General features: G+C 58.0%; 13 protein-coding genes and 1 pseudogene. 9 read left to right on the top strand and 5 right to left on the bottom strand.

The genetic code is table 11. The features are described 5' to 3' along the window. The first annotated feature begins 45 nt into the window (after positions 1–45). On the top strand, positions 46–1,233 hold the full coding sequence (locus PSH57_RS23820) for an MFS transporter (RefSeq protein WP_305385843.1): 1,188 nt from the start codon (positions 46–48) through the stop codon (positions 1,231–1,233). Here PSH57_RS23820 and PSH57_RS23825 read toward each other — a convergent pair. Further along, positions 1,225–1,932: a class I SAM-dependent methyltransferase gene (locus PSH57_RS23825; RefSeq protein ID WP_305385844.1), complete on the bottom strand. Its 708-nt coding sequence runs from the start codon at positions 1,930–1,932 to the stop codon at positions 1,225–1,227. The two genes, PSH57_RS23820 and PSH57_RS23825, sit on opposite strands and share 9 nt — an antisense overlap. Before the next feature lie 402 nt (positions 1,933–2,334). On the opposite strand from PSH57_RS23825, the pseudogene PSH57_RS29415 reads away from it, so the two are divergent. Next, a pseudogene (locus tag PSH57_RS29415) lies at positions 2,335–2,607 on the top strand (PAS domain-containing protein); the annotation flags it as partial. Positions 2,608–2,808: 201 nt separating this feature from the next. After that, positions 2,809–3,900 carry a methyl-accepting chemotaxis protein gene (locus tag PSH57_RS23830; RefSeq protein WP_422766112.1) on the top strand — a complete coding sequence of 364 codons (1,092 nt, stop codon included), beginning with the start codon at positions 2,809–2,811 and terminating at the stop codon, positions 3,898–3,900. Between the two features lie 121 nt (positions 3,901–4,021). Here the strand turns inward: PSH57_RS23830 and PSH57_RS23835 are convergent, their stop codons facing one another. From PSH57_RS23835 to PSH57_RS23845, 3 genes are all read right to left on the bottom strand, one after another. Beyond that, the gene (locus PSH57_RS23835) at positions 4,022–4,645 is read right to left on the bottom strand and encodes a YopT-type cysteine protease domain-containing protein (RefSeq protein ID WP_305385846.1); all 624 of its coding nucleotides are present in this window, start codon (positions 4,643–4,645) and stop codon (positions 4,022–4,024) included. A 266-nt stretch (positions 4,646–4,911) separates the two neighbouring features. Then, complete coding sequence (locus PSH57_RS23840) at positions 4,912–7,080, bottom strand: TonB-dependent siderophore receptor (RefSeq protein ID WP_305390465.1); 2,169 nt, start codon at positions 7,078–7,080, stop codon at positions 4,912–4,914. A 331-nt stretch (positions 7,081–7,411) separates the two neighbouring features. Continuing rightward, positions 7,412–7,957, bottom strand: coding sequence for a DUF4256 domain-containing protein (locus PSH57_RS23845; protein ID WP_305385847.1), 546 nt, complete (start codon positions 7,955–7,957; stop codon positions 7,412–7,414). 131 nt (positions 7,958–8,088) lie between these two features. Here PSH57_RS23845 and PSH57_RS23850 point away from each other — a divergent pair, with 131 nt between their 5' ends. Next, entirely contained in the window at positions 8,089–8,622 is a 534-nt protein-coding gene (locus tag PSH57_RS23850) for a GNAT family N-acetyltransferase (protein ID WP_305385848.1), read from the top strand. A gap of 217 nt (positions 8,623–8,839) precedes the next feature. Beyond that, positions 8,840–9,256, top strand: a complete 417-nt coding sequence (locus PSH57_RS23855; RefSeq protein ID WP_305385849.1) for a VOC family protein — start codon at positions 8,840–8,842, stop codon at positions 9,254–9,256. A 607-nt stretch (positions 9,257–9,863) separates the two neighbouring features. Here the strand turns inward: PSH57_RS23855 and PSH57_RS23860 are convergent. After that, positions 9,864–10,235 (bottom strand): PH domain-containing protein, encoded by a 372-nt coding sequence (locus PSH57_RS23860; RefSeq protein ID WP_256230912.1) that lies wholly within the window; start codon positions 10,233–10,235, stop codon positions 9,864–9,866. Between the two features lie 447 nt (positions 10,236–10,682). On the opposite strand from PSH57_RS23860, the gene PSH57_RS23865 reads away from it, so the two are divergent. From PSH57_RS23865 to PSH57_RS23880, 4 genes are all read left to right on the top strand, one after another. Then, positions 10,683–11,678, top strand: coding sequence for a TRAP transporter substrate-binding protein (locus PSH57_RS23865; protein ID WP_256230913.1), 996 nt, complete (start codon positions 10,683–10,685; stop codon positions 11,676–11,678). Positions 11,679–11,744: 66 nt separating this feature from the next. Continuing rightward, on the top strand, positions 11,745–12,377 hold the full coding sequence (locus tag PSH57_RS23870) for a TRAP transporter small permease (protein ID WP_305385850.1): 633 nt from the start codon (positions 11,745–11,747) through the stop codon (positions 12,375–12,377). Continuing rightward, positions 12,374–13,657 carry a C4-dicarboxylate TRAP transporter large permease protein DctM gene (dctM, locus tag PSH57_RS23875; RefSeq protein ID WP_305385851.1) on the top strand — a complete coding sequence of 428 codons (1,284 nt, stop codon included), beginning with the start codon at positions 12,374–12,376 and terminating at the stop codon, positions 13,655–13,657. The genes PSH57_RS23870 and dctM overlap by 4 nt, the downstream gene beginning before the upstream one ends. Positions 13,658–13,763: 106 nt before the next feature. Further along, positions 13,764–14,759 carry a TRAP transporter substrate-binding protein gene (locus PSH57_RS23880; RefSeq protein ID WP_305385852.1) on the top strand — a complete coding sequence of 332 codons (996 nt, stop codon included), beginning with the start codon at positions 13,764–13,766 and terminating at the stop codon, positions 14,757–14,759. Positions 14,760–14,834 lie beyond the last annotated feature (75 nt).

A 14,834-nucleotide genomic window follows, 5' to 3' on the forward strand; every position in this document is an offset into this window, starting at 1 on the left:
GGCGCAAACACACACTAAAAATGGAATAAGGATATCTGCCCCACCGTGGCCACTTACTCGCTCGTCATCCGCCGCCTGATGATCGCTTCACTGACCATCGTCGTCAGCCGCGCCATTACCAGCCCGTTGCTCACCCTGTTCCTGAGCAACAAACTCGGTCTCAACCAACAGGACGTCGGTTTGTTGCTGGGCATCGCGGTGTTCATCGCCACCCTGCTCGCGCTCTACGGCGGCTACATCATCGATCGCCTGGAGAAACGCCGGTTGCTGATCCTGACCATGCTCTCCAGCGCCATCGGATTCGTACTGCTGACCTTCGCCCAGAACCTCTACCTGACTACCCTGACCCTGGTGATCACCGAAACCGCGTCGGCCCTGTTCCTGATCGGTTCCAAGGCGATCCTCAGCGAGAACCTGCCCGTGGGCCAGCGGGCCAAGGCGTTTTCCCTGCGCTACACCCTTACCAATATCGGCTACGCCATCGGCCCGATGCTCGGCGTGGTGATTGCCGGGGTGTACCCGATTGCGCCGTTCCTGATTGCCGGCGCCATCGCTTTCGGCAGCATCTTCCTGATGAGCGGCATTCCCAGCGACTCGGCCCCGGCCCCCGCGATCGGCCAGCCACAGAGTTTTCTGAAGACCCTGGTGACCCTGAAAAACGACCGCACGCTGATCATGTTCACCTGCGGCTGCCTGCTCAGTACCGTGGTCCATGGGCGTTTTACCCTGTACCTGTCGCAATACCTGCTGGTGGTCGAGGACTCCCAGCGCGCGCTGCAAACCATGGCCGCCCTGCTCGCCTGCAATGCGATTGCGGTGATCCTGCTGCAATACCAGATAGGCCGCTTTCTCAAGCGCGAACAGCTACGTTACTGGATCGCCGGTGGCACCAGCCTTTTCATCCTCGGTTTGATCGGCTTTAGCCTGGCCGACAGCCTGGTGTCCTGGTGCGTGGCGATGTTCATTTTCACCCTCGGCGAGATGATCATTTACCCTGCCGAGTTCCTCTTCGTTGACACCCTGGCTCCGGAAGAACTGCGCGGCAGCTACTACGGCGCGCAAAACCTCGCGGCCCTGGGCGGCGCGTTGAGCCCGGTGATCTGCGGCTTCCTGCTCATGCACACCCAAGCGCCAACGATGTTCTATGCCTTGAGCTTGTTGACCGCGCTGGGCGGCACACTGTGCTTCATGAGTGGTCGGCGAGTGGCGTTAAAGCAAAATAACTCACTTTAGATCTGCTTGCCGCGTACAGAACCATCCGTGCATTAACCCCGCCTGAAAGAACTGCACAGGGGCGTCAAACCCGGCGGCCTTAATAAGGCCCGCGACCTGTTGCACAGGCAGGATCGCAACATTGCTGGCGTAGGCAGTACGCGCTCGCTCCAGCACTTCCGGCTGAAGACCATCGGAGGACATCAAGGTCATCCAACTGCGTAACAGCACCTCATAGGCCGGCGATTCGGTATCAGAGGCGAGGTCGGCGTTCGCCAATATTCCGTGGGGTTTAAGGCGCTGGGCAATCTCGCGAAAGAACGTGGTGCGGGCGCCGCCTTCTAACAAGAATTGGGAGACCAGAAAACAGGTAGCCGCGTCGTAGCGGGCCTCGGCGGCGAGCGTGTCAAGGTAACCTTCGTGAAAATGGCAGCGCGCGAGAAAGCCCTTCTGAACGGCCCTCTGTCGACAGACGTCAAGCATTGCGCCCGAAGGGTCGACAGCAGTGAAATGCCAGCCGGGGAAGCGCTCTGCCAGATGGGCAAGTTCCGCCCCCGTGCCAACGCCGACGCAGAGTATCCGGGCATTTTCCGGCAGACCGCTGAACTGAGATTCGAGCAGCAAATAGAGGGCGGCGCGAATCGGCGCCATCCTTTCCCATTGCTTGTCGTAGCTGACAGCTTGCTGGTCGAACACTATCTTGAGTTCTTCATTGCGCATAGGGCACCTTGAGTCGTGATAGATGCATCGCGTTAACCGCGGTACTGCTTTGAGTATCCCAGACCTGTCAAGCCCGACACATTTGCGGCCGCGATGCCACGGATCTGACCGACAGGGGCTTTGAACGTAGGATCTGGCCGCGTAATTGTCGCAAGGACGAACTCCCGATTGCTGAATGGCTGGAGGATGAGGTGGAGAAACGGGCGCAGGGCAGTTCGCCAGTTTGCTATCGATCCGAATTCCCCGGCCATTGATGTGAGCTGCTCGGCGGCATTTTCCGGGTGCAGTACATCGCGCAGGGAAGCCATTTTTCCGACGCGCGACAGGTTCTATAAGCATTACTCGCTCAGCTTTCTCTCATTGCGGCCGATGCCTCTGGCTTAGGGCAAAGGAGCGCTATTGATGAGAAACAACCAACCCGTTACGCAGCGCGAGGTGACCCTCGGACCTCAACAAAAACTTATCTCGACAACCGATGCACGAGGCGTCATCACCTACTGTAACGATGCTTTCGTCGAGATAAGCGGTTTCAACAAGGTGGACCTCATCGGCGCGCCGCAAAATATCGTTCGTCACCCCGATGTACCTTCTGCCGTATTCGCCCATATGTGGGGGGCGCTAAAGCAGGGCAAACCGTGGATGGGAATCGTCAAGAACCGCTCGAAAAACGGCGATCACTATTGGGTCAATGCCTACGTCACGCCGATTTTCGAAGGCAGTCAGGTCGTTGGCTACGAATCGGTCAGAGTGAAGCCAACCGCCGAACAGATCCGTCGCGCCGAAATGCTCTACAAGCGCATCAGTCTCGGAAAATCAGCCGTCCCAGGCAGTGACAGATGGCAACCCGCCCTGCTCGCTTGGCTGCCGGTTTTGGTCATGAGTTTAGTGGGCACGCTGGGTGGTGCGCTGCTGAGTATTCCTGAAGCGATTATTCTCGCTGTCGCAGCATCGGTTCCAATCGGGCTGTTTGTGTCGCATTGGCAAAACCGAGGCGCGTTGCGCCTGCTGGAATTGGCAGAAGCCTCAACCTCCGACGCGTTGCTGGCGAAAATGTACAGCGATGAGCGCGGCCCTCAGGCGCGTCTTGAAACGGCATTCGTTAGCCAGACATCCCGGCTCAAGACCTGCCTCACTCGACTGCAAGATACGGCAGAACAATTGAACCAACTCGCCGGCAGATCCGATAGTCTTGCTGTCGACAGCTCCCGCGGACTTGAACGCCAACGCGTGGAGACCGAGCAAGTATCGACCGCCGTCAATCAGATGGCAGCCACCACACAAGAAGTCGCCAGCCACGTTCAACGCACCGCTGATGCTACCCAGCAAGCCAACGTGCTTACCGGGCGTGGACGCGAGGTGGCTCGGGACACCCGCGAAGCTATTGAGCGCCTCTCGGCGGTGGTGGGTGAAACCGGGCTCACAGTCGCGCAATTGGCTAAGGACAGCAACGAAATCGGCACAGTGGTGGACGTGATCAAAGGCATTGCCGATCAGACCAACCTGCTGGCACTGAACGCGGCCATTGAAGCCGCTCGCGCAGGAGACATGGGTCGAGGTTTTGCCGTAGTCGCCGATGAAGTCCGTCAGTTGGCCCAGCGCACGACGGAGTCGACCGCACAAATCCATAGCCTGATTTCAAAGCTGCAGACTTCGTCCAACAACGCCGTGAAGACCATGGAGAGCGGGCATCGCCAGGCCGAAGAAGGCGTGACGCGGGTGCTTGAAGCGGACAAAGCCTTGGTGGGCATCAGTGAAGCCGTCGCACACATTACCGACATGACCAGCCAGATTGCCGCTGCGACTGAAGAGCAAACTGCGGTTGCCGAGGAAATCAGCCGCAACATCCACACCATCGCGAATCTGGCGGATCAAACGTCGGAGCAAGCAAGGCATTCGGCGGAGCTCAGCAAGGAATTGACCCAGACGGCCAAGACTCAGTATTCGTTGGTTGAACGGTTTAATCGATAGTTCGCGGTGGTGTTGGCCGAATGGCTTGAGGATGAGGTGGAGAAGCAGGTGCAGGGGAGTTCGCCGGTTTGCTATCGATCCGAACTCCCCGGCCACTGATGTGAGGTGAATTTGATTCCGATCAGTGGAGTGCGGCTCCTTGAAACTCACCGAATTCATCCTCGTGATCAAACTCCAACAGGTAGCTTTCGGTCACATGCCCACCGGGAAGGACGTAGCTTGCCAGTAGCGCATGCAGGTCGTTGCACAGGTGGGTCCTCGATTGATAAGCACCGACACCGTAGTTGGGGTCAAAGAGTCTGCCCGTCTGGCCCTCATCGAAGGACGCCGCGATGGCGTGAGCACCGCGGCCCTGCGGACCACCGACGAAATAGAACGAGATAATGAAGTGGCGTGCCCCAGTCCTCTGGAGGACGTCGAGGACGATGTGGCTGGCAACGCCATCAGCGTAAGCCGTCTCTTTGATCGAGTCGCGTCCGATGACCGCATCGGCGGTGCTGCCCATCGCCACGAGTTCGCCCAACGTCATTGACTCGCTCAGCATCTCCTGCGTCCGGGAGACGTCCTCCTTCCTGGCCCGCAACGTGGCGAAACAGTCAAAGGGCGCACCGATCTTGGCCCAGAGCGTACTGAAACCGAAGCACACGCCCAGGCCCTCCCCTCCATACCAAGGAATTCCCCCACCTAATAGGGCTCCTTGCCCTTCCCATCTTCTGCTCTGGTGTGCTCGGGGGAAGGTGAACATGGGGGCTTTCTCCAGGGGGGTGACGGTTCCTGTCAACGGTAGACGAGGGCCAACCCGGGCGCCATTTTCCTGGTGCATTGTGTTGGATGGTTTGGGGCTGCTGCGCAGCCCAGCGGGGATAAATCCCCTCGCCACAAGTTCGGGTGTTCTCGCGTGCCGTACGGCGGGAGGGTTCGGTGTAGGGCGGGCGAAAAAGCACAACACCGGCGCATGGCCGGTGTCGTGTTCATTGGGTTTAGCGGTGGGCAATGGCGCCCATGGGTTGCTTAGAAGCGGTACTTCGCCGAAGCGGTGAGGCTGCGCGGTGCGCCGTAGGTCAGGGCTCCGTAGGCGTCGAAGATATCGAAGTACTTTTCGTCGGTGACGTTGTTGGCATTCACCTGCGCCGAGAGGTTGTCGGTGATTTCGTAACGCGCCATCAGGTTGACCAGGGCGTAGGCATCTTGCTGGATCTTCTCGGGGTTGCCGGCCGGATTGGTGGCGTAGGTGTAGATCGAGTCTTGCCAGTTAACGCCGCCGCCGATGGTCAGTTTATTGAAGGCACCTGGCAGGCGATAGGTGGTGAAGGTACGCAGTAACTTGGTGGGGTACAGCGTGTTCACTTCGTTGCCATCAGCATCTTCGGCGGTGAATTGGGTGTAGCCCACCGAGGCGTTCCAGTCGGTTGCCAGTTCGCCGGAGACTTCCAGCTCGAAGCCCTTGCTGGTGGCGCCTTCGCTGGCTTCGTAGGCATAACCGCCGACGGGGTTCGAAGGGTCGATCAACTGGCCGGTGCTCTGGCCCAGGTTGTCCTGTTTGATCTGGAAAATCGCAGCGGAAGCGTTCAAACGGCCCTCGAAGAATTCACCTTTGAGCCCCATTTCATTGCTTTCACCCACGATGGGCTCCAGTGTCTGGCCGCTGCTGTCGCGCACCGACTGCGGCAGGAAAATTTCCGTGTAGCTGGCATAGGCCGAGATATTGTCGGTGAGGTCATAAACAATGCCGGCATAGGGCGTTAGCTCGTTATCAACATCGATCTTGCTGACTTCTGAATAGATGTCATCACTGGTCTTTTCGTACCAGCTTTCACGGGCGCCAAGAATCACTTTCAAGTCATCGGTCACGTTCAAGCGGGTGGCGGCGAAGAGGCCTTTTTGCCGGGTTTCGCTGTAGCCGTAGTCGGACCGTGGCCCCCACACCGGCTCGGGGAAGTTGCCGTTATAAGCATCGAAATTGGCCACGCCGCCAAAACCGGTTTGCGCATTGAGTGCATCGGCGTCGAACTTCTGTTTGCTGTCCACGTAACCGAAGGCCAACTCGTGCTCACGGCCCAGCAACGAGAACGGGCCATTGAAACGAATGCTGTAGTCATCCTGGGTGGTTTCAGTCTTGTAGGTCGCCGGGAACGAACTCATCCCGGAGCTGCCATCCCTGCCGGGATTGCCGGAAAGGTACAGCAGGGAGGAGTCGCCAGTGCGTTCGCCGCGGTTGTAGCTGAGGTTGACTTGCCAGTCGTTGGCAAAGGTGTGGTCGAGGTTGATGAAGTAGGTTTCGTAAGTGGTGTCCCACTTGCTCCAATCGGCGGAGGTGGTCTTCGAGCGGCTCCAGCGAGTACGGCTGCCGTCGGCGTACCAGACGGGCAGGCCGCCCCACATCGGCGAATCCTCTTTGGTTTCCTGTCGGCTCAAACCGAACCACAGCGTGGTGTTCGGCGTCAGGTCGATGTCCATGGTGCCGTAGAGGGTTTGGCGCTGGGTCGAGTTCATGTCCATCCAGCTATCGCCCTCGTTGGTCTCCCCGACCAGACGCGCGCGAATGGTGCCTTCCTCGTTCAACGCGCTCGACACATCAGCCTCAACGCCATAGGTGTCCCATGTGCCGGCGCTCAGTTCTACCGAACCCTTGAGCTCAGTGCTGCTGGCGCGCTTGCGCACCATATTGATGGACGCGGAGGGATCGCCGGCCCCCGTCATCAAACCGTTAGCACCGCGCACGACTTCAACCCGGTCATACATCGCCAGGCTGCTGAAAATTTCTCCTGAACTCCATGGCTGCTCGTAGATGGTGGGTACGCCATCAATCATCAACGAGTTGAGTTCAAAACCCCGGGCGTTGAACTGCGCCCGGCTTGTTTCGTAGCGGTTGACCGAAACCCCGGTGGCGTTATTGACCACGTCGAGAATGGTTTTCAGGTCCTGGTCTTGAATGCGCTGCTGGGTAACGACACTGACCGACTGTGGGGTTTCGCGCAAAGACATGCTCAATGGCGTGGCCGTGCGCGCCGCGTCAGTGGTGTACGAGTGGGTGTCTTCGGTGACGGCACTGCGCTCGCGGGGAGCAGTCTCCGTGATCGAGATAGGGGCCAGGGTGAGAGAATTTTCCGACTCGACCTGCTCGACCTGCTCCGCCGCCTGTACAGAGGGCCCGCAGAAGACGATACCGATCGCCAGCATGTGCACTGAAAGAGCCAGGGGCCGAAGTGCCAAAGGCGGGCGTGGGGCAGCAGTGTTTTGTGCGCAGGAGAGGTTGGAGGCGGACATGGGGACTCACGTGTGATTGGCGTTATTGAGAATGCCTATCATACGTAAACTCATCCTGAATCCAAATAGGATTAATACTCAATTGAGATTGAATACCATGTTAGCCCGCCCCGCGCATTCCACGGCCGGGGGCTCTGAGCGAAACCTTACCGAGCCGCCCTCCCTGAGCTGTCCCATCCGTCATCGCGTCGAACATTGTTCAGGCGTCTGGAAAGCCTTGGCGTGGGCTTGTCCATATGAACCATCAAACACAAAGCAAACCCCGAAACCCTCGGGCCGCGTAATACGACTGCACGCCATTGTGGTAGATGAACACTCGCTCATAACGGTAATCACCGAACAGCGCCCCGCCGAGCGTGCGAAGTTCAGGGGGCGTCGCCAGCCAACTGGAAGTCTTGGCATCAAACTCACCGAGCGTTTGCAGGGCGCGGTATTGGTCTTCCGTCAGCAGGGCGATGCCCATCGCTTCGGCCATTTCGACGGCGCTGCCCTTGGGTTTGTTTTCCTTGCGCGCGTCCAGAGCGGCGCGGTCGTAGCAGAGGCTTCGGCGGCCGGTCGGGCTTTCTTTGGCGCAATCGCAGAAAGTGATGAGGCCGGACTCTTTGTTCTGGTCGATGACGTCGGGTTCGCCGCCGGTGGCTTCCATGGCCTGGAGGGATTTGAGGGCGTTGGGGTTGGCTTCGAGTCGGGTTTGGACGTCGGCCCAGGGGATGTTGGGATGGCGCTGGGGGTTTTGGTCGAAGCGGGTTTTCAGGGTTCTGAGGAGGTTTTCCTGATCTTGTTTTTTCATGACTCTGACGTCCGCTAGCAATCGGTTGCTCAATGATAGTTACTTCGGAACGTCCAATTAAGGTGCATAAACTCACGGACCTGCCTGAAGATAGTCGTATTCAGCTCAAGTAAGGCGCAGAGGCTTACCAAATGGTTATAGAAAATGCGCCAGGCGCTCTGCTGAATTTTCGTCCGGTTAACCTCAGTCAAGACGGCAATGTTTGCGTAGGTTTCTTTGAAGACATGCTGCTCTGTGCGTTCGGTTCAGCACAACAGATTCAAAGCCCAGATGGCAAGCAGCGTTACCTTCAGTCGTTACGAGAAAAGGCAGCCGAGGTTCCTGGCAGCATTGTCCATGCCTGGGATGAAACACGAATTGTGGGGCAGATAGAGATGTCGCTGCTGAAGACAGAACCTGCGGTGGGTTACATCCACTTTTTCTATCTCACCCCTGAGTGGCGATCACGCGGTGCTGGGAAGTTGCTGCTCGCTTACGCGACCAACTTTCTTGCAGGGCTGGGCTGCGAGCGGATGAGATTGTCGGTGAGCGAAACGAACCAGAGGGCGGCGCGGTTTTATAGTCACCATGGCTGGACTGATATAGGGCCCAGGCAAGATAGGCCAGAACTGCCCTTGCGCTTGATGGAAAAGGCTATTGGCTCGACGCAAACGGCAAGCGTTTGATCGAGATTTTCCAGGAAGCTTCAGCCTCGGTTGAATCATGTTTTTCGCACGGCATCAGAAGCATTGATAGCGTGCGGTATTCCTGTTCCAAACAGCGCGCGTTCGTGGTGGATGTGCCGGCGTCTTCGCGAGCAAGGCTTCGTGTTGAGAAGACATTCCAGCATGAATAGCTAAGGTGAAGTAACCCGTAGCGTCCACTGAGCACATGAGGCCTGTTATGAAGAACTTCACGATTCAATGTATTGACCATATCGTCCTGCGGGTGAAGGACCTCGATCGCAGTCTCGCGTTCTACACCTCGGTGCTCGGTTGCGAACTCAAGAAGCGCCGGGACGATCTTGGGATGCTCCACCTCAGCACCGGTGTTTCGATGATTGATCTGGTTGCCGTCGACGGGCCGCTGGGTCGCGAGGGTGGGCCGGCGGCTGGCAAGCAAGGGCACAATGTCGACCACCTCTGCTTGCGCATCGAGCCGTTCGATGAACAAGCCCTCCTCGCTCATTTGGCCTCAGCCGGCCTGAGCGTTGAGAAAGCGCAGATGCGCTATGGCGCGCAGGGTAATGGTTGGTCGATCTACTGCTTCGATCCGGACGGCAACCAGATCGAGTTGAAGGGCCCGGCGCTGAAGCCCTGAACTTCACGGTCGGTCTGGGCCAGTGATGCTGAATGTGACGCCATCATCGCGAGCAGGCTCGCTTCCACAGGGGATTGGTGGCGGGCACAAATCCGTGAACACCGCCAATCAAAACTGTGGGAGCGGGCTTGCTCGCGATAGCGGTGGCTCAGCTTGCATCAATGTTGAATGTACCAACGCCATCGCGAGCAAGCTTTGCTCCCACAGTAGATCTGTGGTGTTCATGAATAATGTGTTCAACACAAAACCCCTGGTGGGAGCGGGCCACAGGGGAATTGCGGCGGACACAAAATCTGTGCCCCCCAATCAAAACTGTGGGAGCGAGCCTGCTCGCGAAAGCGGTGGCTCAGCTTGCATCAATGTTGAATGTACCAACGCCATCGCGAGCAAGCTTTGCTCCCACAGTAGATCTGTGGTGTTCATGAATAATGTGTTCAACACAAAACCCCCGGTGGGAGCGGGCCACAGGGGAATTGCGGCGGGCACAAAATCCGTGAACACCACCGATAAAAACTGTGGGAGCGAGCCTGCTCGCGATAGCGATCTGTCTGGGCCGGTGATGTTGAATGTGCCGCCGTCTTCGCGAGCAGGCTCGCGCCCTCTGGCATCAGGCCAAAAGGTGCTTGGAGATCAGTCTCGATATTTCGACAATGCCCGTCTTGCCGGTGAATTCGAACTTCACCTTGCCCAGGGATGAAAAGTAGATCTCCAGCTCCGAATCCAGATCGAAGGTGCCGGAGGTTTCTACCGAGTAGGCTACGATGTTTTTATAAGGCAGAGAGGTGAAGTCTTTTTTGCTGCCGGTGATGCCTTGCACGTTCACCGCAATAATGCGTTTGTTGGTGAAGACCACGCCGTCGCGCATGGATTTATAGGCGTCGATGACCTGTTCGCCGTCCAGCAGCAGGGCCGTTACACGTTCGGCATACTCGTCGTTTTGCTTGAGCTTGAAGAAGCCTTTGTTGTTGAAATCGATCATCCGTAAATCCTTGTGGGGTTGAAAAGCGTTCCAGGCTTCCTGGGGCCAGTAGAGTCCGGCAGGGAGATTCTGGCTCAGCCATAAATGACATCACAAGGCCATGACGGGCCATTTCACGTCCTCACCGGGGTTAAATCCCTCGTCACTGGGTTTGATGCGGACCAACAGGCCAGTAGCCATTATTTCGCTTTTATGGTTTCCTGACCCCCGTTACGGTTGCAGGCTGAAACCTTTCGCCTTGTGTCGGTCACGACGGTTCCCGCCCCGGCCCAGGAAGGCTCTAACGCACCCTTTTGAGGCGTTTAACAATACTGGCGATTTTTCCCGTACTGGCCGTCACAATCCCCCGGCAAACTGTTTTTCTGCCTAGACTTGCAACTGTCCCGCCGTGCGCTGTGTTTTGAATGAGCCCGCACGATAAATACAAAAACAACGAGGAACCCCACAATGTTCAAACCTATCTGGAAAGCGCTCGCCTGTACGCTGGCTCTCAGTGCGTTGAGCACGGCCATGGCGGCTGATCCTGTGATCATCAAGTTCTCCCACGTGGTAGCCGAGCAAACGCCCAAGGGCCAGGGCGCGATGCTGTTCAAGAAGCTCGTGGAAGAGCGTCTGCCAGGCAAAGTCAAGGTCGAGGTCTACCCCAACTCCTCGCTGTTTGGCGATGGCAAGGAAATGGAAGCCCTGCTGCTGGGTGACGTGCAGATGATTGCGCCGTCGCTGGCCAAGTTCGAGCACTACACCAAGTCCGTGCAGTTGTTCGACCTGCCGTTTTTGTTCGATGACATCTCCGCCGTGGACCGCTTCCAGTTGAGCCCTGAAGGCCAGAAGCTGCTCAAGTCCATGGAAAGCAAGAACATCACCGGCCTGGCCTACTGGCACAACGGCATGAAGCAGTTGTCGGCGAACAAGCCGCTGCGTGAACCCAAGGATGCCCGTGGCCTGAAGTTCCGCGTGCAGGCCTCGGCAGTGCTGGAAGAGCAGTTCAAGGCAGTGAACGCCAACCCGCGCAAAATGAGTTTCGCCGAGGTGTATCAAGGCCTGCAGACTGGCGTGGTCAACGGTGCGGAAAACCCGTACTCGAACATCTACAGCCAGAAAATGCATGAAGTGCAGAAGTACATCACCGAGTCCAACCACGGTGTACTCGACTACATGCTGATCACCAACACCAAGTTCTGGAACGGCCTGCCACCCGACATCCGTACCGAACTGGACAAGATTCTGGTTGAAGTCACCACCCACGTGAACAACGAGGCGGCGCAACTGAACCAGAAAGACAAACAGCGCATCCTGGACGCCAAAACCACCGAAATCATCACCCTCACGCCGCAAGAGCGCGGCGAGTGGCGCGACAAGATGAAGCCGGTATGGAAGAAGTTTGAAGGTGACATCGGTGCTGATCTGATCAAAGCCGCCGAAGCCTCCAACAAGGCTCAGTAATGGGTTGGCCGGTGCTGCCACCCTGGCAGCGCCGGCCTGTCGTCCCCCCTGCAGGAGATGTCATCCATGAACGCCCTTCGGCGCATCTGGGAACACTTCGAGGAAGGTTTCATTGCCTTTCTTCTGGCCACCATGACGCTGGTTACTTTCGTCTATGTGGTGCTCAACAACCTCTACACCGTTTTTTATAGCCTCGGTGACAACTGGCCTGCCGCCAGTGAGCCGGCGTTCGCCATTGGCGACAGCATCATGGGCATGGCCCAGGCCATGACCTGGAGCAGCTCGCTGACCAAGGCACTGTTTGGCTGGCTGATCTTTTTCGGATTGTCCTACGGCGTGCGTACGGCCGGGCATATCGGCGTGGATGCGCTGGTGAAACTGGCGAGCAAACCAGTACAACGCTTTATCGGCGTGATCGCCTGCCTGTGCTGCCTGACTTACGCCGGGCTGCTGGCCGTCGCCAGTTTCGAGTGGATCAACACCCTGATGATCGCGCAGATCGGCGCAGAGGACCTGGGCCACTTCGGCATCATGCAATGGCACATCGGCCTGATCGTGCCGGTGGGTTTTGCGTTGGTGTTTATCCGTTTCGCGGAAATTCTCGTGCGCATCCTGATGAATCGTCAGACAGGCCTGGGCCTGGCCGATGAAGCGGCGGAAGCCATCAAATTGACTGAACACGAGGAAGACAAGCCATGACCATTGCCTTCCTGTTCGTGGCGCTGTTCGTGCTGATGTTTATCGGCGTGCCCATCGCCATTTCGTTGGGGTTGGCCGGTTCGCTGACCATCATTTTCTTCAGCCCGGACTCAGTGCGGTCCCTGGCGATCAAGCTGTTCGAAACCTCTGAACACTACACGCTGCTGGCGATTCCGTTCTTCCTGCTGGCCGGTGCGTTCATGACCACCGGTGGCGTGGCGCGACGCCTGATCGACTTTGCCAACGCCTGCGTCGGGCATATCCGTGGCGGTCTGGCGATTGCGGCGGTGCTGGCGTGCATGCTGTTTGCGGCATTGTCGGGCTCAAGCCCTGCGACCGTAGCGGCGGTCGGTTCCATCGCCATCGCCGGTATGGTGCGCTCGGGTTATCCACAGTCGTTTGGCGCCGGCATCGTCTGCAACGCCGGCACCCTGGGTATCCTGATTCCGCCGTCGATCGTGATGGTGGTCTACGCCGCTGCGACGGAAACCTCAGTCGGCAAGCTGTTCATGGCCGGGGTGATTCCCGGTGTGCTGCTGGGGTTATCGTTGATGGTGGCGATTTACATCGTCGCGGTGAAAAAGAACCTGCCCGCCCTGCCCCGCGCAACATTGCGCGAATGGCTGGCCACAGCGCGTAAGGCGGCCTGGGGCCTGTTGTTGATGGTGATCATCCTCGGCGGGATTTATTCGGGGATGTTCACGCCGACCGAAGCGGCTGCGGTGGCGGCGGTGTACTCGGCGTTTATCGCATTGTTCGTCTACAAAGACCTGACAATTCGCGAAACCCCGAAGGTGCTGCTCGAATCGGCCAAGCTGACCATCATGCTGATGTTCATCATTGCCAACGCCATGCTCTTCGCTCATGTGCTGACCACCGAGCAACTGCCGCAACAAATCACCGCGTGGGTGATCGAGGCCGGGCTGACGCCGGTGACCTTCCTGCTGGTGGTCAACATCGTGCTGCTGATTGCCGGTGCGTTCATGGAGCCTTCGGCGATCATTCTGATCCTGGCGCCGATCCTGTTCCCTATCGCCATGCAACTGGGCATCGACCCGATCCACCTGGGCATCATCATGGTGGTGAACCTGGAGATCGGCCTGATCACGCCTCCGGTGGGGCTGAACCTGTTCGTCACCTCAGCGGTGACCGGCATGTCGCTGCCCGCCACCATCCGCGCGGCCATGCCATGGCTGATGATCCTGCTGACGTTCCTGATGCTGATTACCTATGTGCCATGGATCTCGCTGGCCTTGCCGAACTGGCTGGGGATGAACTAGCCCCGACTGAAGACACACGCAGTGGCGGGGGAGTCTGCTCCCTCGCCACCGCGCTGTCGGGCTAAGCCTGTGTCGCACCGTCGACCAATAAAAGGGAAGCCTCTCCATGCTAAGACCTCTTCGCAAAGCGCTCGCCTTTACCTTGAGTTTCAGTCTATTGGGCTCAGCCATGGCGGCTGAACCGATCGTGATCAAGTTTTCCCACGTGGTGGCCGAACAAACGCCCAAGGGCCAGGGCGCGTTGATGTTCAAGAAACTGGTGGATGAACGCTTGCCGGGCCGCGTGAAGGTCGAGGTGTATCCCAACTCCACGTTGTTTGGCGATGACAAGGAGATGGAAGCGCTGTTGCTGGGTGACGTGCAGATCATTGCGCGCTCGCTGGCCAAATTCGACCAGTACACCCGATCAGTGCAGTTGTTCGACTTGCCGTTTCTGTTCAACGACATTGCCGCGGTGGACCGCTTCCAGCAGAGCACGCCAGGGCAGAAGCTGCTCAAGTCCATGGAAAGCAAGAACATCACCGGCCTGGCCTATTGGCACAACGGCATGAAGCAGTTGTCGGCCAACAAACCCCTGCGTGTACCCGAGGATGCCCGTGGCCTGAAGTTCCGGGTCCAGAGTTCGGCCGTGCTGGAAGAACAATTCAAGGCGGTGGAGGCCAGGCCCCAACCGATGATTTTCTCTGTGGTGTACCAGGGTCTGCGCACCGGTTTGGTCAACGGCACGGAAAACACCTACTCAAACTTCTACAACCAGAAACAGCATCAAGTACAGAAGTACATCACCGAATCCAACCACGGCATCCTCGACTACATGCTGATCGCCTCGTCCGACTTCTGGAACGGCCTGCCGCCGGATATCCGCAGCGAACTGGACAAGATCGTGGCCGAGGCCACCGCCTATGCAAACAGTGAGGCGGATCGACTGAACCAGCAGGACAAGCAGTTCATCCTCGACGCCGGGACTACCGAGATCATTAGCCTCACGCCGCAGCAGCGCAACGCCTGGCGCGACAGGATGAAACCGGTGTGGGCCAAGTTTGAAAAAGAAATTGGGCCGGATTTGATCAAAGCCGCAGAAGCGTCCAACCAGGTGCAGTGACGCAACAAAGCCCAGTGCTCCCTCACCACAAAAGCCGGAGCACTAGGCCTTTTCACCGAGCCCCAGCTACCCAGC

This window comes from Pseudomonas hefeiensis, from assembly GCF_030687835.1.
Lineage (GTDB): Bacteria > Pseudomonadota > Gammaproteobacteria > Pseudomonadales > Pseudomonadaceae > Aquipseudomonas > Aquipseudomonas hefeiensis.

What these genes read in the sequence shown, in the direction of transcription:
- PSH57_RS23850 (WP_305385848.1), top strand. Translation starts at nt 8,089, where the DNA reads ATGGTTATAGAAAATGCGCCAGGCGCTCTGCTGAATTTTCGTCCGGTT.
- PSH57_RS23835 (WP_305385846.1), bottom strand. Translation starts at nt 4,645, where the DNA reads ATGTTCACCTTCCCCCGAGCACACCAGAGCAGAAGATGGGAAGGGCAA.
- PSH57_RS23870 (WP_305385850.1), top strand. Translation starts at nt 11,745, where the DNA reads ATGAACGCCCTTCGGCGCATCTGGGAACACTTCGAGGAAGGTTTCATT.
- PSH57_RS23825 (WP_305385844.1), bottom strand. Translation starts at nt 1,932, where the DNA reads ATGCGCAATGAAGAACTCAAGATAGTGTTCGACCAGCAAGCTGTCAGC.
- dctM (WP_305385851.1), top strand. Translation starts at nt 12,374, where the DNA reads ATGACCATTGCCTTCCTGTTCGTGGCGCTGTTCGTGCTGATGTTTATC.
- PSH57_RS23855 (WP_305385849.1), top strand. Translation starts at nt 8,840, where the DNA reads ATGAAGAACTTCACGATTCAATGTATTGACCATATCGTCCTGCGGGTG.
- PSH57_RS23830 (WP_422766112.1), top strand. Translation starts at nt 2,809, where the DNA reads ATGAGTTTAGTGGGCACGCTGGGTGGTGCGCTGCTGAGTATTCCTGAA.
- PSH57_RS23865 (WP_256230913.1), top strand. Translation starts at nt 10,683, where the DNA reads ATGTTCAAACCTATCTGGAAAGCGCTCGCCTGTACGCTGGCTCTCAGT.
- PSH57_RS23860 (WP_256230912.1), bottom strand. Translation starts at nt 10,235, where the DNA reads ATGATCGATTTCAACAACAAAGGCTTCTTCAAGCTCAAGCAAAACGAC.
- PSH57_RS23845 (WP_305385847.1), bottom strand. Translation starts at nt 7,957, where the DNA reads ATGAAAAAACAAGATCAGGAAAACCTCCTCAGAACCCTGAAAACCCGC.
- PSH57_RS23840 (WP_305390465.1), bottom strand. Translation starts at nt 7,080, where the DNA reads ATGCTGGCGATCGGTATCGTCTTCTGCGGGCCCTCTGTACAGGCGGCG.
- PSH57_RS23880 (WP_305385852.1), top strand. Translation starts at nt 13,764, where the DNA reads ATGCTAAGACCTCTTCGCAAAGCGCTCGCCTTTACCTTGAGTTTCAGT.